At 40.8% G+C, this 21,065-nt stretch carries 20 protein-coding genes and 1 pseudogene; 12 read left to right on the top strand and 9 right to left on the bottom strand.

Annotation, left to right across the window (positions count from 1 at the left end; translation table 11 throughout):
- Window positions 1–61 precede the first annotated feature (61 nt).
- Window positions 62–1,522, top strand: coding sequence for a M48 family metalloprotease (locus FXN70_RS03140; protein ID WP_420714352.1), 1,461 nt, complete (start codon window positions 62–64; stop codon window positions 1,520–1,522).
- Window positions 1,523–1,529: 7 nt separating this feature from the next.
- On the opposite strand, the gene FXN70_RS03135 is transcribed toward FXN70_RS03140, so the two are convergent.
- Together FXN70_RS03135 and rpsU are read right to left on the bottom strand one after the other, a co-directional pair.
- Window positions 1,530–1,976: a GatB/YqeY domain-containing protein gene (locus tag FXN70_RS03135; protein ID WP_324646066.1), complete on the bottom strand. Its 447-nt coding sequence runs from the start codon at window positions 1,974–1,976 to the stop codon at window positions 1,530–1,532.
- Window positions 1,977–2,006: 30 nt separating this feature from the next.
- Window positions 2,007–2,222, bottom strand: coding sequence for a 30S ribosomal protein S21 (rpsU, locus tag FXN70_RS03130; RefSeq protein WP_004652785.1), 216 nt, complete (start codon window positions 2,220–2,222; stop codon window positions 2,007–2,009).
- A gap of 144 nt (window positions 2,223–2,366) precedes the next feature.
- Between rpsU and tsaD the strand changes: the two genes are divergently transcribed.
- From tsaD to FXN70_RS03110, 4 genes are all read left to right on the top strand, one after another.
- Entirely contained in the window at window positions 2,367–3,377 is a 1,011-nt protein-coding gene (gene tsaD, locus FXN70_RS03125; protein ID WP_324646008.1) for a tRNA (adenosine(37)-N6)-threonylcarbamoyltransferase complex transferase subunit TsaD, read from the top strand.
- 92 nt (window positions 3,378–3,469) lie between these two features.
- Entirely contained in the window at window positions 3,470–4,063 is a 594-nt protein-coding gene (locus tag FXN70_RS03120; RefSeq protein ID WP_324646007.1) for a YigZ family protein, read from the top strand.
- Entirely contained in the window at window positions 4,056–4,673 is a 618-nt protein-coding gene (locus FXN70_RS03115; protein WP_324646006.1) for an acyltransferase, read from the top strand. The genes FXN70_RS03120 and FXN70_RS03115 overlap by 8 nt, the downstream gene beginning before the upstream one ends.
- A 121-nt stretch (window positions 4,674–4,794) precedes the next feature.
- The gene (locus FXN70_RS03110) at window positions 4,795–5,637 is read left to right on the top strand and encodes a universal stress protein (RefSeq protein ID WP_324646005.1); all 843 of its coding nucleotides are present in this window, start codon (window positions 4,795–4,797) and stop codon (window positions 5,635–5,637) included.
- Window positions 5,638–5,752: 115 nt separating this feature from the next.
- On the opposite strand, the gene FXN70_RS03105 is transcribed toward FXN70_RS03110, so the two are convergent.
- Window positions 5,753–6,418 (bottom strand): O-methyltransferase, encoded by a 666-nt coding sequence (locus FXN70_RS03105; RefSeq protein WP_324646004.1) that lies wholly within the window; start codon window positions 6,416–6,418, stop codon window positions 5,753–5,755.
- A gap of 350 nt (window positions 6,419–6,768) precedes the next feature.
- Between FXN70_RS03105 and FXN70_RS03100 the strand changes: the two genes are divergently transcribed.
- Window positions 6,769–7,449: a D-Ala-D-Ala carboxypeptidase family metallohydrolase gene (locus FXN70_RS03100; protein WP_324646003.1), complete on the top strand. Its 681-nt coding sequence runs from the start codon at window positions 6,769–6,771 to the stop codon at window positions 7,447–7,449.
- Between the two features lie 52 nt (window positions 7,450–7,501).
- On the opposite strand, the gene mutS is transcribed toward FXN70_RS03100, so the two are convergent.
- Window positions 7,502–10,096, bottom strand: coding sequence for a DNA mismatch repair protein MutS (mutS, locus tag FXN70_RS03095; RefSeq protein ID WP_324646065.1), 2,595 nt, complete (start codon window positions 10,094–10,096; stop codon window positions 7,502–7,504).
- Window positions 10,097–10,616: 520 nt separating this feature from the next.
- On the opposite strand from mutS, the gene dusB reads away from it, so the two are divergent.
- On the top strand, window positions 10,617–11,633 hold the full coding sequence (gene dusB / locus FXN70_RS03090; protein WP_324646064.1) for a tRNA dihydrouridine synthase DusB: 1,017 nt from the start codon (window positions 10,617–10,619) through the stop codon (window positions 11,631–11,633).
- Here dusB and FXN70_RS03085 read toward each other — a convergent pair.
- From FXN70_RS03085 to FXN70_RS03075, 3 genes are all read right to left on the bottom strand, one after another.
- Window positions 11,622–12,665: a nitronate monooxygenase gene (locus tag FXN70_RS03085; RefSeq protein WP_324646002.1), complete on the bottom strand. Its 1,044-nt coding sequence runs from the start codon at window positions 12,663–12,665 to the stop codon at window positions 11,622–11,624. The two genes, dusB and FXN70_RS03085, sit on opposite strands and share 12 nt — an antisense overlap.
- Before the next feature lie 211 nt (window positions 12,666–12,876).
- Complete coding sequence (locus FXN70_RS03080; protein ID WP_324646001.1) at window positions 12,877–13,575, bottom strand: alpha/beta fold hydrolase; 699 nt, start codon at window positions 13,573–13,575, stop codon at window positions 12,877–12,879.
- 3 nt (window positions 13,576–13,578) lie between these two features.
- Window positions 13,579–14,826 (bottom strand): MFS transporter, encoded by a 1,248-nt coding sequence (locus tag FXN70_RS03075; RefSeq protein WP_324646000.1) that lies wholly within the window; start codon window positions 14,824–14,826, stop codon window positions 13,579–13,581.
- Between the two features lie 133 nt (window positions 14,827–14,959).
- On the opposite strand from FXN70_RS03075, the gene FXN70_RS03070 reads away from it, so the two are divergent.
- The 3 genes from FXN70_RS03070 to FXN70_RS03060 are packed head-to-tail and all read left to right on the top strand — an operon-like array spanning window position 14,960 to window position 16,765.
- Window positions 14,960–15,874, top strand: coding sequence for a LysR family transcriptional regulator (locus FXN70_RS03070; RefSeq protein WP_324645999.1), 915 nt, complete (start codon window positions 14,960–14,962; stop codon window positions 15,872–15,874).
- Window positions 15,875–15,901: 27 nt separating this feature from the next.
- A complete protein-coding gene (locus FXN70_RS03065) occupies window positions 15,902–16,120 on the top strand; it encodes a DUF1653 domain-containing protein (protein WP_324646063.1) in 219 nt (72 codons plus the stop codon).
- A gap of 60 nt (window positions 16,121–16,180) precedes the next feature.
- Complete coding sequence (locus tag FXN70_RS03060; protein ID WP_324645998.1) at window positions 16,181–16,765, top strand: O-methyltransferase; 585 nt, start codon at window positions 16,181–16,183, stop codon at window positions 16,763–16,765.
- Here the strand turns inward: FXN70_RS03060 and FXN70_RS03055 are convergent.
- The gene (locus FXN70_RS03055; RefSeq protein WP_324645997.1) at window positions 16,755–16,961 is read right to left on the bottom strand and encodes a KTSC domain-containing protein; all 207 of its coding nucleotides are present in this window, start codon (window positions 16,959–16,961) and stop codon (window positions 16,755–16,757) included. The two genes, FXN70_RS03060 and FXN70_RS03055, sit on opposite strands and share 11 nt — an antisense overlap.
- Window positions 16,962–17,120: 159 nt before the next feature.
- A pseudogene (locus tag FXN70_RS03050) lies at window positions 17,121–18,401 on the bottom strand (acetyl-CoA C-acetyltransferase); the annotation flags it as partial.
- A 305-nt stretch (window positions 18,402–18,706) separates the two neighbouring features.
- Between FXN70_RS03050 and FXN70_RS03045 the strand changes: the two are divergent.
- Complete coding sequence (locus FXN70_RS03045) at window positions 18,707–20,095, top strand: 3-oxoacyl-ACP reductase (RefSeq protein ID WP_324645996.1); 1,389 nt, start codon at window positions 18,707–18,709, stop codon at window positions 20,093–20,095.
- Between the two features lie 82 nt (window positions 20,096–20,177).
- Entirely contained in the window at window positions 20,178–21,032 is an 855-nt protein-coding gene (locus FXN70_RS03040) for a MaoC family dehydratase (RefSeq protein WP_324645995.1), read from the top strand.
- Window positions 21,033–21,065 lie beyond the last annotated feature (33 nt).

Here is a 21,065-nt window from a genome sequence, read left to right as displayed (position 1 = left end):
CGAGATAAATGAATTTATTTCACTTAAGCACGTATGTGGTGTGTAATTAAAAGGATAAAAATTGAGAAAAAATCGCTTATTTGAAGGCATATTATCTGTACTGTTGCTGAGTCAACCGCTTTATGCTGAGCCATTGAGTTTAAGTCTGAATCCTCAGCCCGCTGTGAGTCTGGTGCCAGATATTCGGGCAGGGGATGGTCTAATTGAGCAGCAAAATGAGCGATTTTTAGGTGAGAAAATTTATCGAGAGATTCATCAGCATTTGCCCTTGGTAAATGATATTTGGTTACAAGATCAGCTTAATCAAATTTTTTTGAAAATCTGGGCGCAAACCAATGCTCCAGAACCGATAGGTTTATTGTTGATAGATGATCCACAGGTGAATGCTTTTGCTGCTCCTGGTGGTGTGTTTGCTATCAATACTGGACTGATTTTATTAGCAAAAAATAGTGATGAAGTTGCAAGTGTTATTGGGCATGAAATTGCGCACGTGACGCAAAAACATTATAGCCGATCGCAAGAAGCATTTAAGGGGCAAGGGTTGTTGGCATTGGCTGGTATTTTGGTGGGTGCTGCAATTGCCAGTCAAGGTGATGGGAGCGCGGGTTCGGCTGTGATGCTGGGAACACAAGCTGCATTGATGGATCGGCAGCTGAGCTATAGTCGTAATCAAGAACGAGAAGCGGATCGTGTGGGCATGCAATATATGGCTGCGGCGGGTTATAATCCTGCAAGTATGGCTGATTTTTTTGAACGCATGCAGCGCAGTTCATCACAGCTTAGTTTCATGCCTGAATTTTGGTTAACTCATCCCTTAACAACCCAGCGTATGAGTGAAGCGAGGTTGAGAGCGAGCCAATTGCCGCCAGTTAAACTCACGATGGACAATCAGCAATATGATTTGATTCGTTGGTATACGGGGGTAATTACCCATAAAGCGACTGAAGCACAATTATTAACGTTGGTTGCACAAAAGAATCAGGCGGCAACATTGGCTTTAACGACATTGTATATTCAGCAAAATGATTTACAAAAAGCACAGCAGCTTTTGGAGGGTGTAGAACCTGTGACAAAGCATACTGTGTTGGCAGTGTTACTTCAAACCGATATTTTTTTAAATCAGCAAAAATATGCACAGGCAGAGCAAGTTGTTGCAGCTCAACAAGTGTTAATGCCTGAGAATCGTGCATTAAGTTATAAATATGCTGAAACGCTGATTCGTCAAAATAAAGCAGTGCAGGCGCAAGCGATTGTGAAGAAAATTTTACAGGATAATCCGCGTGATATAACGGGTTGGGATTTAATGATGCGCGCGGAAAATACGAACTCAACATCGGCAGTTAAAGAAATAAATGTGTTGAGGTATCGTGCTGAAACACAATTTTGGTCGGGACTAGAAGAAGCGGGAATTAAGTCTTTACTGCAAGCACAACGCCTAGCAAAAGATAATCCATCTTTACTGGCAACAGTTAACGCACGTTTAAAACAAATGCAGCAAGAGCGCTTATATCATTTGTCTTAATGAAAGCTTAAGAAAGTTTGGCTTTAATTTTGGCAGAGACTTGTGCAGGATCGGCACGCCCGGCTATGATCGGACGTAGAGAATTCATCACCTTACCCATATCTTTCATGCTAGTTGCACCTTGAGCAGTAATTGTTTGCTCAATGAGAGAATCAAGCTCGTCCTCAGTCATAGCTTCTGGTAGAAATTGAGATAAAATCTCAATCTCGGCTTGTTCTTTACTAGCTAAATCTTCTCGGTTAGCACCTTGAAAGGCTTTAACCGATTCTTTACGTTGCTTAATTTGTTTTTCAACAACCGCAAGAACTTGAGGTTCTTCAAGCTCAATACGGTCGTCAATTTCAATTTGCTTAATTGCAGCTTGTAAACTACGAATGACCGTCACTGTTGCCACTTCTTTGGCGCGCATTGCTGTTTTTAATGCGTCAGTAATTTGGTTTTTTAATGTATTCATAGTCATGCAAGCTTCAATCACAAATTAATCTTAGTAAAGGCGAGTAGTACGTACAGATTCGCGAGTCAATTTCTTTTGATAACGCTTAACTGCAGCAGCTTTTTTACGCTTACGTTCTTGAGTTGGTTTCTCATAGAATTCACGTTTACGAACGTCAGCTAAAACACCCGCTTTTTCGCATGAACGCTTGAAACGACGGATAGCTACGTCTACTGGTTCGCCTTCTTTCAATTTAACTTGTGGCATGAAGAATCCTCAAATATTATGGATAACAGCCAATGCACCATGCACTAGCTGACAAGTGAAGCTCGGTATTTTACTCATTTACATCTCATATCACAAGTCTATAATAGCAATCGCTGTAATTTGGATAGAAAAATAGGCATTTTAATGATTGTTTTAGGCTTAGAAACCTCTTGTGATGAAACTGGACTTGCACTTTATGACAGTGAGCAAGGTATTTTGGGGCAAGTTTTATATAGCCAGATCCAATTACATGCTGAATATGGCGGTGTTGTGCCTGAATTGGCATCTCGTGACCATGTACGTAAACTGATTCCTTTAATCAATGAATTGTTACAACAAAGTGGTGTAAGCAAGCAACAAATTGATGCGATTGCCTATACGCGTGGGCCGGGTTTAATGGGAGCACTCATGACCGGCGCACTTTTTGGCCGTACTTTGGCATTTGCTTTAAATAAACCTGCGATTGGTGTACACCATATGGAAGGGCACATGCTTGCGCCTTTGTTGTCTAAAACACCACCTGAATTTCCTTTTGTGGCGTTGTTGGTATCGGGTGGTCATACGCAACTGATGGCGGCTTACGGCATTGGACAATACGAATTATTAGGCGAGTCGATTGATGATGCGGCAGGCGAAGCTTTCGATAAAGTGGCTAAAATGATGGGCTTGCCATATCCAGGTGGGCCAAATATTGCCAAACTTGCCTTACAAGGCGATACGAATGCGTTTGAATTTCCGCGTCCGATGCTGCATCAAGGATTAGATTTTTCCTTTAGTGGTTTAAAAACCGCAGTTTCAGTGCAATTGAAAAAATTAAATGGCGAAAACCGCGATGCTGATATTGCTGCATCTTTCCAAGAAGCGATTGTTGACACGTTAGTGAAAAAATCAGCCAAAGCGTTAAAGCAAACTGGCTTAAAACGTTTGGTGATTGCAGGTGGCGTCAGTGCAAATTTACGCTTACGTGAAAGTTTGGAACAAAAGTTGGCGAAAATAAAAGCCGAAGTGTATTACGCCGAACCTGCATTGTGTACCGATAACGGCGCCATGATTGCGTTTGCAGGTTATCAACGTTTAAAAGCAGGCGCGTGTGATGACTTAGCTGTGACGACAACGCCACGTTGGCCGATGACTGAGTTGAGTGCACCTGAATAATATTGAGTGTAAATGCTATGGCGTTGGCATTGATCAGTGTGAATGAATGTCGATGCCATTAATCTTCTAATGTGTTTTTATCGATGTGATCTATGCCATTTACCCTTGCAAGCTTGGTTGAATTTGAACAAGACATTAAAAAGAGTCGTTTTCAGGCTTTTGCTGTGCCTGTAGAAAATGAGCAAGAGGTGCGTGATTTTTTAGAAGCCTACAAAGATATTAGTACGACGCATCAATGTTGGGCATGGAAAATTGGGCATCACGTTCGATTTAATGATGACGGTGAACCATCAGGCACCGCAGGTCGTCCCATTTTAGCCACCATAGAAGGTAATGATTTAACCAATGTTTTGGTTTTAGTAAACCGATGGTATGGTGGTATTAAATTGGGTACAGGTGGCTTGGTTCGTGCCTATGGCGGTACGGCGGGTCAATGCTTATTACTGGCTGAAAAAATTGAACTCATCGAGAAAAAACAAGTTGAATTTGCTTGTTTATTTAATGAATGGGCTATTTTGCAATATGAGCTGCAACAACAGCAAATTGCGTATCAAGAAGAATATACCGCCGAAGGTGTGCATGTTGTGGCACAGTTGCAAGTGCATCAAATTGTGGCACTCGCGCAAAAAATTCAAGATGTTACTCGCGGCCGCGAAAGCTTAAAATGTGATGATGCGCATGACTGAATACGATCCGTTACTTAAATACCGAGAACAACATAAACAGCGCTTAAATTACATGCCGTGGTTGTATTGGACACTTAAACCGAAACATCGTGTATGGGCAGAGCAATGGCAACAAGAATATCAAGCCTATTTGATGGACATGGAAACTGTTGAAATTGGCAAGAATTGTTTTATCTCGCCATTGGCGCATATTTTTGCTGAACGCGGACGCAAAATTAGCATTGGCGATAACTGCTTTATTGCGGCAGATTGCACTTTGCATGGCCCACTGACTATTGGCAATGAAGTGGCGATTAATCACCATTGCATTTTAGATGGTGGCCGAGCAGGTATTGTTATTGAAGACCAAGTTCGGATTGCGGCCTATAGTCACTTATATGCTTTTGATCATGGAATGGCGCTTGAACAACCGATTTATCAGCAAGCTGTACGCTCACAAGGCATTCATATTGGGCAAGATGTTTGGTTAGGGGCACATGTGGGGATTAAAGATGGCGTAAAAATTGGCGCACAAGCCGTTGTGGGCATGAATAGTATGGTAACCAAAGATATTGATGCCCGAACCGTTGTAGTGGGAAATCCGGCCCAGTTCATCCGTTGGAGAGAATAACATTTTTAAAAGACTTTGGTCTTTTATTCACCGAAAAGCATTTTCGCTTGCGGCGAAGTTGTGCTAAGTTCTATTTTAACAAATAGACCTAAAGCGTAATTTACGCAAAAGAGAGGCGAAAATGAAACGTGTCATTGCTTGTATTGACTCATCTCCTTGTATTAATGCAATTGCAGCGGCGGCAGCGTGGGTCGCGAAACAAACGCATCGTGAATTGGTTTTGTTGCAAGTCCTCGATTATTATCCTGCAAGTTACCATTTGGGCGAAATTAGTGGAGTAATTGGCTTTGAAAGCAATGCGATGTTGTTAAAAGAGCTGGCGGAATTAGAACAAAAACAAAGTGAACTGGCGATTAGTTATAGCAACAATCTATTACAGCATATTTCAGAGATGATTAAAGAACAATATGGTTTAGATACGACTATTATTCAGGAAAAAGGCGATTTTTTAGAGCAAAGTTTTAATGTCTTAAGAGGAGATGATTTTGCGATTATTGGCCGAGTCGGCGAGCGTGCTGCGGGTAAAAATAAAATTATTGGCAGTAATGTTGAAAACTTTATTCGTGGGGCAAAATGTACGGTTATGACGGTGGGTGATCACTTTAAAGCCCCAACACGATTTATTTTTGCTTATGAATATTCGCCAATTTGTACAAAAATGCTGAATCGGATTCCACAAAGTGATTTGTTACGTCAATTGCAATGCCATTTATTGTATGTAGGTGACCATCCTGAAATTCTACAAGAACCATTCGCATTTTTAGAAGCCAAAGAAATGAATGTGGTCGCCGAAACACGTTATGGCGATGTGGCGGAAAATATTATGGATTATCAGTGTCAACATGGTATTCAGTTATTATTATTAGGTGCATTTAGTCATAGCAAAATTCATCAATTTTTCTTAGGCAGTATTACCACAACCATTTTCAGGAATTTAAGTGTGCCACTCATTGTGGTGAAATAAAATAGTGTATTGTAATCTGTCCATAATTATCCTCAATATCTGTGGATAAGATTATGGACAGAGTTTGTATCTTATTGTTTTTAATAATTTAACTGTATTTGTTCTTTTTTTGCGCTTATTTCACAATTGCAATGGCAAAACCATCATGTCCTTTTAACCCAATGGTTTGTAATGCGGTGCAAGATAATAATTGTGGGTGATTTTTGAGCGCTGTAAAAGTATTACGCAAGCCTTCAATACTCGGCTTGTGATTGTCCTGATTAATAATATCGCCTGCACGAATCACGTTGTCTAATACAATAACGGTACCAGAACGTGAATACTTTAAGCTGAGCTCTAAATATTCAGGGTAACTTGCTTTATCGGCATCGATAAAAATGAAGTCAAATGCAGGGGTATTTGCATCTAAAGCATTTAAAATATCGGCAGCCCGTCCAACTTTCAGTTCAACTTCTGGTGTGAGTGCTGCTTGGTCGATATTGTATTGTGCCATTTTGGCATGGGTGTCGCGGTTTTCAATGGTGAGTAAGTAGCCATCTTTAGGTAGGGCGCGTGCTAACCAAATGGTGCTGTACGCTGCAAAAGTACCTAATTCTAAAACCCGTTTACACTGATTCATTTGAATCAGCATTTGTAAAAACATCCCCTGATTCGGTGCAACTGCAAGATGATTAGAAAAGCCATGGGTGATGGTGTTTTCTGCGGCTTGATCGAGCTTTGGATCATGCGGGATTAAATATGACTCGATATATTCATCTACTGCGGTCCACAGTTCTTGCATAAGTGTTACACCTGATTATGATAGGGCAATTGTATACATTTATAGCGAGAGTTCAATTTTGCACGATGTGATTGTCAAAAAAATGGGCGAATTACAATAAAACCAATTTGGATAAAAGCGGAATTTTGAATTTTATAGCACTGCGTAAGTGATTTTCTTCAGTGTTGAGATGAAGAAAGATAAGCGATTGGTTGGCGTAATTTTTTGATACCGAAATCCAACATTATGCTGCGAAAATTAAAAAAACAGGTTTAAAATTGCAGTAAACTAAGACAGATTTTTGCAAATTTTTATTTCTAATGACCCAAGTTGCGTATTCCTCGATATTTTTAGCAAGTGTAGCATCACTTATGTTGGCGAGCTGTACGACAACAACGACACAAAAAGTCGTTTATAACCATGCTCAAACGGGCACGCGAATTGAAATTCCACAAGAGCGGGTGACCACGCCAAGACCAACTCCAGTAAAAGTGATCCCTGCATCTTATTTGCAATGGTTGTCGGAAGATGATCATCGGCAGCGTGTATATGAATATGAGCAATTTTTAACAAAAAATAATGTGGGAAATCTTGTACCTTCATTTGAATTATTACGTACTGCACGAGATTGGCAAAAATGTGGCGCTGTGGAGTATGCCGTACCGAATCGAGAGTTATGGAACAATCAAATTGCAACTTTGCGTGTGTTTAAATATTTAATTGCAACCAAAGTACTTACTGATTTTGAGGTGACTTCGGTATATCGTGATTTACCAACCAACCGCTGTGCAGGTGGTGCAAACTCTTCAAGACATCTATTTAATTCTGCAATTGATTTTCGGATTGGTCCGCAATATCCACAAGGTTCTGACTTTGCCTTTATTGATGATACCAAATATAAAATCTGCCAGTTTTGGTATCAATATGGACAAAGCTTAAATATGGGCGTTGGGTTGTACGCATCGGGGCAAATTCATATTGATACGCAAGGCTATCGGACTTGGGGGCCGAATTTGTCACGCAGTTCTTCGATGTGTAGTGGTGGCTATTGAAGTTTTAAATTATCAAAAAAGAGCGCCTAAAATAGACGCTCTTTTTTATTGCTTATAACTGTTTTTTAAGTTCATAAAGCTGTTCTAGTGCTTGCCTTGGGCTTAAATTATCTACATCAATTTGCTGGAGTAATTCAAGTGCAGGCGAGGCAACGGGTACTTCAATAATTTTTTCAATGATGGTTGGCTCAATTGTGGCAATGGTTGATTCGTGTGCTGCAAACAGATCATTTTGTACAGCACTTTGTAAATGTTGTTGTTGCTGTTTTTCTAAAATTTGTAGGCGTTTTTGTGCTTCTTTAATCACATTTGTTGGAATTCCTGCCAATTTTGCCACTTGCAGACCATGACTTTGGCTTGCAGGCCCATGTTGAACTTTGTGCAGTAAAATCAAATTGCCATTAATTTCTTTTGCTGTGACATGATAATTGTCGATGCCAGTTTCTTTTGCAAGCTCGGTAAGTTCAAAATAATGTGTGGCAAATAAGCATAAACATTTAATCCGTTTAGTTAAATCGACCACACAGGCCCATGCTAAAGACAAGCCATCGTAGGTGCTTGTACCACGTCCAACCTCATCCATCAGTACTAAAGATTGATGGGTAGCATGATGCAAAATTTGCGAAGTTTCAGTCATTTCGACCATAAAAGTCGACTTACCTGTAGATAAATCATCTGCCGAACCAATACGGGTAAAAATACGATCAATCGGCCCAAGTTGTGCAGATTGTGCTGGTACAAAAGCGCCACAATATGCCAATAAGCAAATCAGTGCGGTTTGGCGCATAAAGGTTGATTTACCGCCCATATTTGGCCCTGTTACAATCGCCATACGGTGATTAAAGTCGAGCAGTGTGTCATTTGGGGTATAAGGGGCTTTGTTGAGTGCTTCCACTACAGGATGGCGACCTGCCACAATCTTAATCCCAATTTCAGGGCTGAAACTTGGACGTGACCACGTGTTTAAACGGGCTAAATGAGCAAAATTACTTAAAATGTCAATCTGTGCAATCGCGCCGCTCATCATTTGTAAATGGGCAAGATTGTCACGCAATGTTTCAAGCAAAGCTTCAAATAGCATTTTTTCACGCGCCAATGCCCGTGATTCGCTTGATAAGACTTTATCTTCAAAGCCTTTTAGTTCAGGTGTAATGTAGCGTTCTGCATTTTTAAGGGTTTGACGACGAATATAGTCGGCAGGGGCAAGTTCGGCTTGTGTACGGGTCAGTTCAATATAATAGCCGCTAACACGATTATAGCCAATTTTTAGCGCATGAATGCCTGTGCGTTCACGTTCTCTAATTTCTAGGTCAATTAAGTATTGCCCCGCATGGTCACGAATTTTTCGTAGTTCATCAAGTTCAGCATCATAAGCTTCGGCAATTACATTGCCATCACGCAATAAAACGGGAGGGTGCTCGACAATTGCTGCCATTAAGTGTTGGTGTAACGCTTTAAAGTCACCAAGTTGTTGATCTAATTCTTTTAATAGGGATGATTTTGTGCCAATTAAAGGACTTAATGTTTGGCGTAATGCGGGAATTTGGGCACATGCTTGACGCAGCAAAACTAAATCACGTGGGCGGGCACTTCCAAGTGCAACACGACTTAAAACACGTTCAATATCACCAATTTCTTTTAATACATCGCGTACATTGGCTTCAAAATCTGCTTTGAGCATCTGTTCGACTGCATCTAAACGTGCATCGAGCATTTGTGTGTCGCGAATGGGTTGCATGAGCGTACGGCTAAGTAAACGCCCACCCATGGCCGTTTGAGTATGATTAATCAGTTGAAAAAGTGATGTACCATGTTCAAATAAAGGTTCAATGATTTCTAAATTACGCCGTGTAACAGGGTCAAGCGCAACAAAATGGCTACTTTGCTCAACTTGAAGCGCACGAATATGTGGTAAAGCCGTTTTTTGTGTTTCTTTGGCATAATGAATCAGTGCGGCGGCGGCGGCCTGTGCAAGAGGTAAATGTTCGACACCAAAACCTGCAAGTGTGGCAACCCCAAATTGATCGCATAAGGTTTTTTTTGCATTGTTCAGATTGAAATCGACATTTGGACGTTTACTAATTGGACAGTCGATGTGTTTTTTGATTAGTTCGATAATGTTTTGATCGACAAGATCTTCATCAATTAGAATTTCACTTGGCATTAAACGAGCCAATTCAAGTGCAAGTTGTTCAGGTTTAAAGTCTTGTTGTTGTACTTTAAAAATACTGGCACTTAAGTCTAGTAATGCCAAACCAATTTGGTTTTGCTGAATTGAAATGGCAACTAAATTAGAAGATTGATAGCTACCGAGTAGGGCATCATCGGTTAAGGTGCCTGGGGTTAAAATTCGGACTACTTTCCGGTCTACGGGGCCTTTACCTGTGACTTCTCCAACTTGCTCGCAAATTGCAACGGTTTTACCTGCCTTAATTAAACGCGCCAAATAACCTTCTGCGGCATGATACGGCACCCCTGCCATTGGAATTGGTTCACCTGCTGCTTTGCCGCGATGAGTTAAGGTAATTCCTAAAATTTTGGCGGCTTGATGTGCATCATCAAAAAATAATTCATAGAAATCTCCCATGCGATAAAATAGTAACGCATGTGTGTGTGCCATTTTAACCTTAAGATATTGTTGCATCATTGGGGTGTGGCTGGAGAGGTCTGGTGTTGAATTTTGAAGATCCACAGTGCGAAAGCCCTTAAATTTAGAAAATTTTATGAATAAAAAAGATTGCGTTGTATTTGCATTCAGCACATTAAATCATGCTTACAATGACCGAGCATTTTTACAAGGTTTTGATGCGTCATGATGTTAACAAATTGCATGCTAAAGTGAAAAGTATAGAAGTGTGAAGCCAATTGAAATGCTTAAAAAATGCAAAGGCTCTAGATTAACCGAATTCAATGTAAGAAGTTCTAAACCTCTATAATTGTTTGAAGTGAAAAGGCACAACTATTGGTAAATACTTCTTAAAAATTGTTCTTATGGCTTTTTTGAGATTTTTTCTAGAGAAATCGTTAAAATATCATGCATTAGTCTAAATGTAAGTTTCATCCTCTTGGTTGGGTTTAGAGGTCGGACGGAATTGAGAGTGTAAGTGATTGTGCCTGAGTCAAATTGTGGAAGCTTTAAATTGAGTAAAAACAAAGTAATTACAGAATTGTTCGATAAAACAAAGCGTAACCAAATTTGGGTCGCACCTATGGCAGGGGTGACCGATCGGCCATTTAGAACACTATGTAAATATTTTGGTGCAGGGCATGCGGTGAGTGAAATGATGACTGCCGATAAAACCTTGCGCATGAGCAAAAAAAGCCTATATCGTGCGAATTTTGATGGCGAAATTGCCCCAATCTCGGCACAAATTGCAGGTTCAGACCCCGAGCAATTGGCCGAAGCTGCGCGTTACCAAGTTCAAAATGGCGCACAAATTGTAGACATTAATATGGGTTGTCCTGCAAAAAAAGTTTGTAATAAACTTGCAGGTTCTGCATTACTGCAAGATGAAGATTTAGTTGCACGTATTTTAGACACAGTCGTTTCTGCCGTAGATGTGCCTGTCACTTTAAAAACCCGATTGGGTTTTTTAAATGGTGAAGAAAATATTTTACGCGTTGCAAAACAAGCCGAAAAAGCAGGCATTGCGGCTTTGGCTTTGCATGGACGTACCCGCGAGGACATGTATTTAAATAATGCACGTTACGATTTAATCAAACAGGTGAAGTCTGAAATTAACATTCCATTGATTGCCAATGGTGATATTGATTCGCCAGAAAAAGCCAAATATGTTTTAGATTATACAGGGGCTGATGCGATTATGATTGGTCGCGCGGCACAAGGTCGTCCGTGGATTTTTAGGGAAATTGCCCATTACTTACAAACAGGGCAACATCTAGCTGCACCTGATATTCAAGAAGTTCGTGATGTGTTGATGGGGCATTTACAAGAATTGTATGCTTTTTATGGCGAATACTCGGGATGTCGAATTGCCCGCAAGCACATTGCTTGGTACACCAAAGGTTTGCGTAGCAGTAACGAGTTTCGTCAGCAAATGTATCAGGTTGAATCAACTGCTGCACAGGCAGACGTAGTTGCTGCTTATTTTAATGCGTTACTTGAACACGGTCAAAATATGGATGATATTCGGGTTGAATATCATCATCTTTTAGATGTTTAAATCGGCAACGATGCCCTGAAAAATTTTGGCTGCTGTTTGTGTTTGGATATTTACGACACCAGTGCCTGCCCAAAATGCTGCATAGTTTTGACAACCTTGTTTCAATGCAATCGCATGTAGTTGTTTTGCAAGATCATAAGCATAAGGGTAGGCGGGTAAATCAGGACGTTGTGGTGTATCAATTTGAGTATGCCAAGTATTGATTAAGCCGCGTGCTGAGCGCCCTGAAATGCTTGAGGTCAGTTGGCTAGTTGCAGTTTTAGCCGTTAAGGCTTCACGATACGCCGTAGACGCATTCGATTCAGGCGTTGCGAGAAAAGCGGTGCCGAGCTGCACCGCCGAAGCACCCATATTTAAATAATCTTGTGCCTGTTTTCCATTCATGATTCCACCTGCGGCAACAATTGGCAGGGTACAGTGTTGCAGTAATAGCCTAAGCAAAGATAGTGTGCTTAGGCCACTTTCAATCTGTGGATGAAATAAGCCACGATGTCCACCCGCTTCAATGCCTTGTGCAATAATAATATCAATTCCTGCCTGCTCAATTTGTAAGGCTTCGACTAAATTCGTTGCCGTCGCCATCATAATTATGCCTGCCGCTTTTAACGCTTGAATTTGGTGTGGATGTGGAATACCAAAATGAAAACTGACCGATTTCGGGCGCGTTGCTAAAATGAGATTTAAATAATCATCTGAATCTAAAAAACTTGGATAAATACATGAGAGAGCTGTTGGTGGTGTCGCATTAAATTTTAAAAAATGCGGGCTTAAATAATCAATCCATTGTTGTGCAATCGCTTGGTCGGGCAATGTACTTTGATGACAAAAGAAGTTCACCTGAAATGGCTGTGTCGTCAATGCTTGAGTCGCTAAAATTTGTTCATGTGCTTGCTCAAGCGTATTTGCTCCTAAACCTAAAGCGCCCAACCCACCTGAATTTGAAATCGCCGCTGCTAATCGTGGTGTGCTAATCCCCGCCATTGGCGATAAAAGAATGGGGTATTGAATATTTAATTTTTCTAAAATGGACATATGTATGACTGACTATTGTGAGTTTTATTATCGATTCAATGTATGGTTTTATTGTTGTGTTGTCGATTAGACTTTAGCAAATACGAGCAGTTAAAGTATATTGACTCAACAGCAACGGTTTATATTAAAGATCAACAGAAGCGTTGTGTTGATCTTTAAGATTTCCCCTTTTTATTTTGAAGAGGCGAATGAAAAACCATTTAATTTTGACTTAAGCGGTTAACCAGTTACGTAGTAATTGCGTTGTTTCGGTTGGATATTCTAGTGGTGGCAGATGTCCACACGTTGGAAACACATGTAATCGGGCATGGGCAATCCCATCTTTAATTTCTTGGGCATGACTTAAAGGCGTTAAACCATCTTGCTCACCAACCACCATCAGTGTTGGCGTTTGAATTTTTGCCAGAAATGGACGTGAATCGATGCGATTCAAAATGGCATTTTGTTGTTTTAAAAATGCTGCTTTCCCAACACGAAGCGCCATTGTTTTAATGGTTTCACCAATGGGTTCATGGACTCGACTAGGGTGAATAAGCTGAGGTAGTAATTTATCTGTCACGCCCATAAATTTGCCCACTTGGGTAAATTCAATTATCGTTTTACGATGTGCTGCTGCTTTTGGTGTGTCAATGCGTGCGCTAGTATCCATCAAGGTCAACTTGGTTACCCGTTCAGGCGCAAGGCGTAGAATTTCAAAAGCAATGTAACCTCCCATAGATAGGGCAACTAAGTGAAAGCGTTTAGGTGCATTGTTTAAAATGCGCTGTGCAATGTGCGTCATGGAATCATCTAGCGAAATGTCGGCAACGTAGCTTTCAAAAATATCGGCCAGTCCATCAATTTGGTGTTGCCATAATTCGGCATCGCAGAGTAAACCTGGAATAAATACAACAGTCTGCTTCGTTTGCATGACTTAAGAACCTGAAGAAGATGAGTGAATAGGGAGTAAAGTGATGATTGCACCGATGACGGCAAATAACGCCGTGAGTGCAACAATGGCATGCCAACCACCGTGTAGCCAGAACCAACCGCCAAACGAGCCCATCATACTTGAACCTAAATAGTAAAACAGTAAATATAATGATGCTGCATGTCCTTTGGCTTCAGGTGCAGTTGAGCCTACATTGCCACTCGCGACAGAATGGGTAATAAAATACCCAGTAGTGACCAAAATAATGCCCAGCATCATGCCCCAGATTGAACTCAATAATGTGACGAAAATTCCAAGTAACATTAAAATAAAACCGCTACACATGAGAGGTCGCTTGCCTAAACGGTCTGACAAACCGCCTGCAACAGACGATGACACAATTCCAAATGCATAAACCAAAAAAATGAGGCTAATTTGACTTTGACTTAGCCAAAATGGTGCAAGTGATAAGTGAAAAGTCGAATAATTAAATAGGGTGACAAAAATGCTAGTCAGCAGAAATCCAATACTATATAGGCGTAATAGTTGCTTGTTTTTTAAATGACTTTTCCATGCACTTAAATGAAAACGCAAATTTAAGCCTGATTTTTTGATAAAATGCCGAGAAGGCGGCAATAACCATAAAAACCCGAGCGAAAAAATTAAACACAGCAGGCTTAAACTGCCTAAGGCAAAACGCCAAGACACAAGTTCAGTAACTAAGCCAATAAAAACTCGCCCCATCATTGCACCAAAAGCTGTTCCTGCAATATATAGACCCATTGCTTTACCCAAATGTTTCGGGTCGATTTCTTCGGCTAGCCATGCCATGGCAACGGCAGGTACACCGCCTAAGATAAAACCTTCTAAACCACGTAAAAATAAAAAGCTTTGCCAATGGCTTAAGGTTGCTGCGCCAATATTGCATAAAGACGCAATAAACATAGAACTAAACATTAAGCCTTTGCGCCCAACTGCCTGAGAAAATGCACTGGCTAACACAATTGAAACTGCCAAAAAACCTGTTGTTAAGGACAATGCCAATGAGCTGGTTGCAGGACTCACCTGAAAGCTTCGAGTGAACTCTGGCAATAAAGGTTGTACCGAATATAATAACGAAAAACTAGCAAAACCCAATAAAAACAGTGCAATGCCTGCACGGTAATATTCTGCTGTGGCTTGTTGAATCCATGTTAATTGATGCTCTGGATGAGATGCAGTAACACTTGGAATCGTGGATGAATTGGACATGCATTTGGCTGTCGATCAAAGGATTAAAATACTGTAGCAATTGGCTAGGTATTTTTCTAATATATTTAAATGGTTATCTTGATATGTTTTATATATGGCTTATGCTAATAAAAACAGATCAAAGCCGAAGATTATGGAATTACGTCATATTCGTTATTTTTTAATGGCAGCAGAACAAAAAAACCTGACCAGAGCAGCGGTAAAACTTGGAATTCGTCAGCCACCTTTGAGTATGCAAATCCGCGATTTAGAGGATGAAGTTGGCGCACTGCTGTTTGATCGTACTGCACATGGTATTGAACTGACCGAAGCAGGGCACGCTTTTTTAAATGCTGTCAAACCCATTCAACAACGTGCAGTCGAAGCAATCGAAATTGCACGGCGCGTCGCCAATGGTGAAGAAGGTCAACTCAAAGTCGGATTCACAGGTACGGCAGCCTTAAATCCTCTAATTCCTGCGGGAATTCGCCATTTCCAAACCCAATATCCACAGGTAAATTTAAAAATTGAAGAAGGAAACTCTGCTGTTTTAATCGATAAAGTGTTGCGCGATGAGTTAGATGTTGTGGTCGTTCGCCCATCAAATCCGATTCCGCAAGATTTAAAAATCCAACATTTAAAAGATGAACCGCTGGTTTTGGTGATGTCACAGCAACATCGCTTGGCGCAGCATGTAGCGACCGAACCGTTCGATTTACATTTGCTTGAGAACGATGCGTTTATTATGACACCAACATCTGCAACTGGCATGGGACTGTATGACGCAATGGTTGAAGCCTGCCGAAAAGTTGGTTTTGAGCCTAAAATTGGGCCACATGCACCCCAGTTGGTTTCTATTTTATCGTTAGTTTCGGCAAATTTGGGCGTGTCGCTAGTCCCTGAATCTTCTAAACAAGTGCAATTAGCGGGAGTCCAGTATTATGACTTACAAACCCCAATACCACAGGTGAGTTTGGCTTTGGCATATAAAGCACAATCGCCGTCACAATGTGCAATTAATTTTGTTAGCGTGATTCAGTCTTTGTGTCATGGACAAATTGAAGGTTAAAATAGCCCATTAATTAATAAGGATTGCATTATGTTACAGCGCGGAATTTATCAACATTATAAAGGGCAGTTGTATCAGGTCTTTCATGTCGCAACGCATAGCGAAACTGAAGAAGCACATGTAGTGTATCAGTGTTTGTATGGTGAATACGGTATGTGGATTCGTCCATTACAGATGTTTACTGAACACGTAACTTTAGAAGATGGTACGCTGCATCCACGTTTTGAGCTGATTCAAGCAGTATAAAATGTAGATCATCGGCTCGAAGTGAAAAATGATACCAATAACCGTTCAAGGAAAAAGAACATGTTTGACGCCGTATTTTTACAACAACAACAGCAGTTATATCTAAATTATCAACAACATGATGCCGCGCAAGATCATCGCTTAGCGCGGTATCGAAACATTGAGCCTGAGTCGGCACGGTTTCTAGCGCAACAAGTAGTCATTCAACGCAGTCAAAATATTTTAGAAATTGGCACATCGACAGGATTTTCAACCCTTTGGCTTGCAAAAGCAGCTGAAATAACGGGTGGCGAGATCACCACTTTAGAAATAGATGCAGTACGCAGTGAAATGGCAGAAAAGCAATTAATGCAATTTAGTTTAACTACGCCTGTTCATTTTCGTGTCGGTGATGCGCTGCAATTTTTACAGCATACGCAGCAAAAATTTGATTTTATTTTGCTAGATGCCGAGCGTGATGCTTATGTGCAATATTGGCAATATTTACCTGAATTATTATCATCGTCTGGGCTGTGTGTTGTCGATAATGTCTTGTCGCATGCTAAAGATGTACTTGAGTTTAAAAGCTTGGTTGAGTCTGATGCACGCTTTTTAACCACAATATTGCCACTTGGTGCAGGCTTAATGTTGTTGGTTAAGCAATAGAAATATGTGAAAAATGTAAGTCATAGCTAAGATATTTTTCAATAAAAGCCGCTTTATTTTGTGCCCTTAAAAAATTTTGATAAATGATGTGGGGCACAGAATAAAATAAAACTGCACTGCCATTTTGATAAAAAATCTTTAGATACCGTGAGTTCTCATTGTATTTCCACGTTGCGACCGATACTGTATTTTGCATAGGCAACTCAATGTTAATGAAAATAAGCAGATGTTTTTGAATATAAGAAGAAATAGCGTGGGGGAATGTATTTTTTGTGTAAAAATTGATCTTTTGGTTGAATTTAGCCTAAGTAAATAACTCCCTCATGTCATTTTACATCAGGGAGCATCTATAGACTTATTTTTCAATAATTGCAGTTACACCTTGGCCACCTGCTGCGCAAATTGAAATTAACGCACGTCCCGAACCTTTTTGATGCAGCATTTTAGCTGTGCTTGCTAAAATGCGTCCGCCGGTTGCCGCAAAAGGGTGACCTGCTGCTAAAGATGAACCATTGACATTGAGCTTACGGCGATCAATTGCGCCTAACGGTGCTGATAACCCTAAACGTGTTTTACAAAAAACTGGGTCTTCCCATGCTTTAAGTGTGCTTAAGACCTGTGAGGCAAATGCTTCATGAATTTCATAATAATCAAAATCTTGTAAAGATAGACCGGCACGTTGCAACATACGTGGCATTGCATAGGCGGGTGCCATCAGTAAGCCTTCTTTTTTAGTTACAAAATCGACTGCTGCGGTTTCGCTAAAGCTTAAATAGGCTAAGACTTCATGTCCATTGGCTTTTGCCCACTCTTCTGATGCAAGTAAGACAACTGACGCACCATCGGTGAGAGGGGTAGAGTTACCTGCGGTCATGGTGGCACTTTCACCACGTCCAAAGACAGGACGTAATTTTGCAAGTTGTTCTACGGTTGACGTTGGACGTAAATTTTGGTCACGTTCTAAGCCTAAAAATGGGGTGATTAAATCATCAAAAAAGCCTTTTTCATAGGCGGCAGCGAGGTTTTGATGACTTGCAGCGGCAAGTTCATCTTGTGCTTGGCGTGAAATGCCCCATTCTAATGCCGTGAGTGCTGCGTGTTCCCCCATTGATAAACCTGTGCGAGGTTCGCCATTTTTGGGCGCATCGACTAAGCGTTTAAAATTAATTTTAGCCAGTGCTTGTAAGCGAGCTTTAGCAGTTTTGGCAATATTAAGTTCGAGTAATGCTTTACGCAGTCCATCGCCAATGGCAATTGGTGCATCAGAGGCGGTATCGACGCCACCTGCAATCCCAACCTCAATTTGCCCTAAAGCAATTTTATTTGCCACCATAAATGCAGCTTGTAAACCTGTGGCACAGGCTTGTTGTAAATCTGCCGCTGGGGTTTCAGGGGCAAGTTGGGTGCTTAATACGCATTCACGGGTTAAATTAAAGTCGCGGCTGTGTTTAAGCACGGCACCTGCTACGACTTCGCCCAAGCGTTGTCCTTCTAAGCCAAAACGTGCAACCAAACCATTTAAAGCAGCAGTGAGCATATCGCTATTACTGGCTTTAAAATAAGGGCCGTTAGAACGCGCAAAAGGGATGCGATTTCCACCTAAAATAGCGACACGACGAACTGTAGTTTGGCTCATAAAATATTCCTATTGCAGATAAAAAATCGGCGTTTTTAGTGTGATGAATCAATCACTGTGCCTGATTTTGCATGTCCTAAGCGTTAAGCAGTTGAATTTTAATTAACGATTAACATAGCATAGAATAATCAGTCGACAATTGACTTAAATGACAGCATACAGAAGATTCAGGTCAACTCATTTAATGGTTATTCTGCGTATGATCTTAAGCATAATCATATTCAATGGAATGAGCAGCAGCATAAGACAGTTCAAGGTTTTATCTTCTGATTCACCCTATTTAAAGAATGCTTGAGGCAATGCACATGACCGATCAATATCAACTTTTTTCTAAAACGCCTATTGGTAAGTTTGTCATTAAAAATTTAGGTTTGCCAACCCCGTTAGGTTTAGAGCGATTTGAAAGCCCAACACCTGTAATTAAAGGTGCAGTGTTGTTTGGTGCAGCAAAAGTGACGGCATTAAGTAATACCGTGCTTGAAATTTTAAATGCGATTCGTGCCAATACCTATTTTCAGCAGGCGGATTTAGACAGTAGCGCTGAAAAAATCGGTTTACACAGCACACTACTTAGCGAAAACAGCCAAACTACTAAATTTAAAGCCTTGGTTTTTGATGCGAGCGGTATTGAAACTTCTGCCGATTTACATCAACTTTATGCATTTTTTCATCCTGTGGCGCGTCAGGTACAAAGTTCAGGCCGTGTGATTGTTTTGGCGAAAAGCCCTGAAAGCTGTAGCAATGTTGCCCACGCCGTGGCACAACGTGCTTTGGTGGGTTTTATTAAGTCGGTAGGTAAAGAATTTAAAAAGGGTATTACTGCACAAGTAGTTTATGTTGATGAAAATGCTGAGAAAAACCTTGAATCTAGCTTGCGTTTTTTATTATCGGCACGTTCATCTTATGTGTCGGGTCAAGTGATTCGAGTGTCAAAAGCTGAGGTGGTTAGCGTTGATTGGTCATTGCCACTAGCAGGTAAAACTGCGGTGGTAACAGGGGCAAGCCGTGGTATTGGTGAAGCGATTGCACAGGTCTTGGCACGCGATGGCGCACATGTGATTTGTTTGGACGTGCCTGCACAACAAGCCGACTTAGAACGTGTTGCAGCACACATTCATGGTTCAGTATTGGCACTTGATATTACGGCAGAGAATGCAGGGGCCGAAATTCAAAAAGCGGCGGCTACACACGGTGGTTTAGATGTTTTAGTGCATAATGCAGGAATTACCCGTGACAAAACCTTGGCGAAAATGACGCCAGAATGGTGGGATTTGGTCATCAATATTAATTTAACTGCGGCAGAGCGAATTAATCAGTATTTACTTGAAAATAAAGGCTTCAATGCACAAGGGCGTATTGTATGTGTTTCCTCAATTAGTGGTATTGCAGGTAATTTAGGGCAAACGAATTATGCAACTTCTAAAGCGGCAGTCATTGGCTTGGTGCAATTTACCGCGCCAAAATTAAAAAATGGTATTACCATTAACGCCGTTGCCCCAGGCTTTATTGAAACGCAAATGACCGCAGCGATTCCATTTGCGATTCGTGAAGCGGGTCGCCGTATGAATTCCATGAGTCAAGGTGGCTTACCTGTAGATGTTGCCGAAACCATTGCATGGTTTGCAAGCACGGCATCTTCAGGTTTAAATGGCAATGTGGTACGTGTGTGTGGGCAAAGTTTGCTTGGTGCATAATTTACGTTAGATTTAAACATTGTTGAGCATTTTGGGGATACATTGAACAGGTGCATTCCCAATTACCATTTGAAGGTCAGTTATGCGAACCCGTCATTTTAGTCAGTTTCCAAAGCCTTACATGGCTTATCCTAAGATTGTGAAAGGCTTAATTTTTAAAGATAAAAATAAGCCACAAACCTTGCCTGAAGTGGAATATTGGGTAGATGCCTTTCATGTCAATGCACGGCATTTACGTGCCTACAATCAAATTTGTGGGTTTGAAAATCAAGGAAAAATCCCTGCGATGTATTTCGCGGTGTTATCGCAAAGCCTGCAAATGCACATGATGACCCAAGAAGCCTTTCCTTTTCCTATTTTAGGGTTGGTGCATATTCATAATAAAATTATTCAACATCGGTCTTTGGCGGCGAATTTACAGTATCAATTAAGTTGTAAGTTTGGTGCGTTGCAACCGCATGCCAAAGGGCTGCAATTTGAATTTGTAACTCAAGTTAAGCAAGGCGATGACGTTGTAATGGAGGCAGTGAGTACCTATTTATCCCGTCAAAAAAACACTACAGCAGCAGTTAGAAACAATGAAGCAGTCGCTACGCCAAATTACCTTTTGGTTGACACATGGCACATTGCTGAAAATATTGGCCGCCGTTATGCCTTAATTTCGGGGGATGCTAATTTAATTCATTTACATGCTTTAAGTGCTAAAGTCTTTGGATTCAAACGTGCAATTGCGCATGGCATGTGGAGCAAAGCCAAAGTTTTGGCAAGCTTAGCGTTGCCTGAAAAATATCAGGCAGAAGTGCAATTTAAATTGCCAATTTTCTTACCATCCACCGTTGAGCTTTATACTGCAACGCAATTACAGCAAACCGATTTTATGTTACAGCAGCAAAAAAGTGCTAAGCCACATTTACAAGGTCAATTACTTGCGCTTTAAAACTAAAATTTGTGCTTAAAATATTGATAAAGT

This window comes from Acinetobacter sp. MD2 (assembly GCF_035615575.1).
Classification (GTDB): domain Bacteria; phylum Pseudomonadota; class Gammaproteobacteria; order Pseudomonadales; family Moraxellaceae; genus Acinetobacter.
Note: the sequence above shows the minus strand (reverse complement) of the source record. Positions and strands in the feature narration are given on the sequence as shown.

Coding starts and splice junctions, on each gene's coding strand:
- FXN70_RS03100 (WP_324646003.1), top strand. CDS start 6,769: ATGTTGGCGAGCTGTACGACAACAACGACACAAAAAGTCGTTTATAAC.
- FXN70_RS03055 (WP_324645997.1), bottom strand. CDS start 16,961: ATGCAAAATACAGTATCGGTCGCAACGTGGAAATACAATGAGAACTCA.
- FXN70_RS03135 (WP_324646066.1), bottom strand. CDS start 1,976: ATGAATACATTAAAAAACCAAATTACTGACGCATTAAAAACAGCAATG.
- FXN70_RS03115 (WP_324646006.1), top strand. CDS start 4,056: ATGACTGAATACGATCCGTTACTTAAATACCGAGAACAACATAAACAG.
- rpsU (WP_004652785.1), bottom strand. CDS start 2,222: ATGCCACAAGTTAAATTGAAAGAAGGCGAACCAGTAGACGTAGCTATC.
- FXN70_RS03110 (WP_324646005.1), top strand. CDS start 4,795: ATGAAACGTGTCATTGCTTGTATTGACTCATCTCCTTGTATTAATGCA.
- mutS (WP_324646065.1), bottom strand. CDS start 10,096: ATGATGCAACAATATCTTAAGGTTAAAATGGCACACACACATGCGTTA.
- FXN70_RS03040 (WP_324645995.1), top strand. CDS start 20,178: ATGCGAACCCGTCATTTTAGTCAGTTTCCAAAGCCTTACATGGCTTAT.
- FXN70_RS03080 (WP_324646001.1), bottom strand. CDS start 13,575: ATGCAAACGAAGCAGACTGTTGTATTTATTCCAGGTTTACTCTGCGAT.
- FXN70_RS03045 (WP_324645996.1), top strand. CDS start 18,707: ATGACCGATCAATATCAACTTTTTTCTAAAACGCCTATTGGTAAGTTT.
- FXN70_RS03075 (WP_324646000.1), bottom strand. CDS start 14,826: ATGTCCAATTCATCCACGATTCCAAGTGTTACTGCATCTCATCCAGAG.
- FXN70_RS03085 (WP_324646002.1), bottom strand. CDS start 12,665: ATGTCCATTTTAGAAAAATTAAATATTCAATACCCCATTCTTTTATCG.
- FXN70_RS03120 (WP_324646007.1), top strand. CDS start 3,470: ATGCCATTTACCCTTGCAAGCTTGGTTGAATTTGAACAAGACATTAAA.
- FXN70_RS03070 (WP_324645999.1), top strand. CDS start 14,960: ATGGAATTACGTCATATTCGTTATTTTTTAATGGCAGCAGAACAAAAA.
- tsaD (WP_324646008.1), top strand. CDS start 2,367: ATGATTGTTTTAGGCTTAGAAACCTCTTGTGATGAAACTGGACTTGCA.
- FXN70_RS03105 (WP_324646004.1), bottom strand. CDS start 6,418: ATGCAAGAACTGTGGACCGCAGTAGATGAATATATCGAGTCATATTTA.
- FXN70_RS03060 (WP_324645998.1), top strand. CDS start 16,181: ATGTTTGACGCCGTATTTTTACAACAACAACAGCAGTTATATCTAAAT.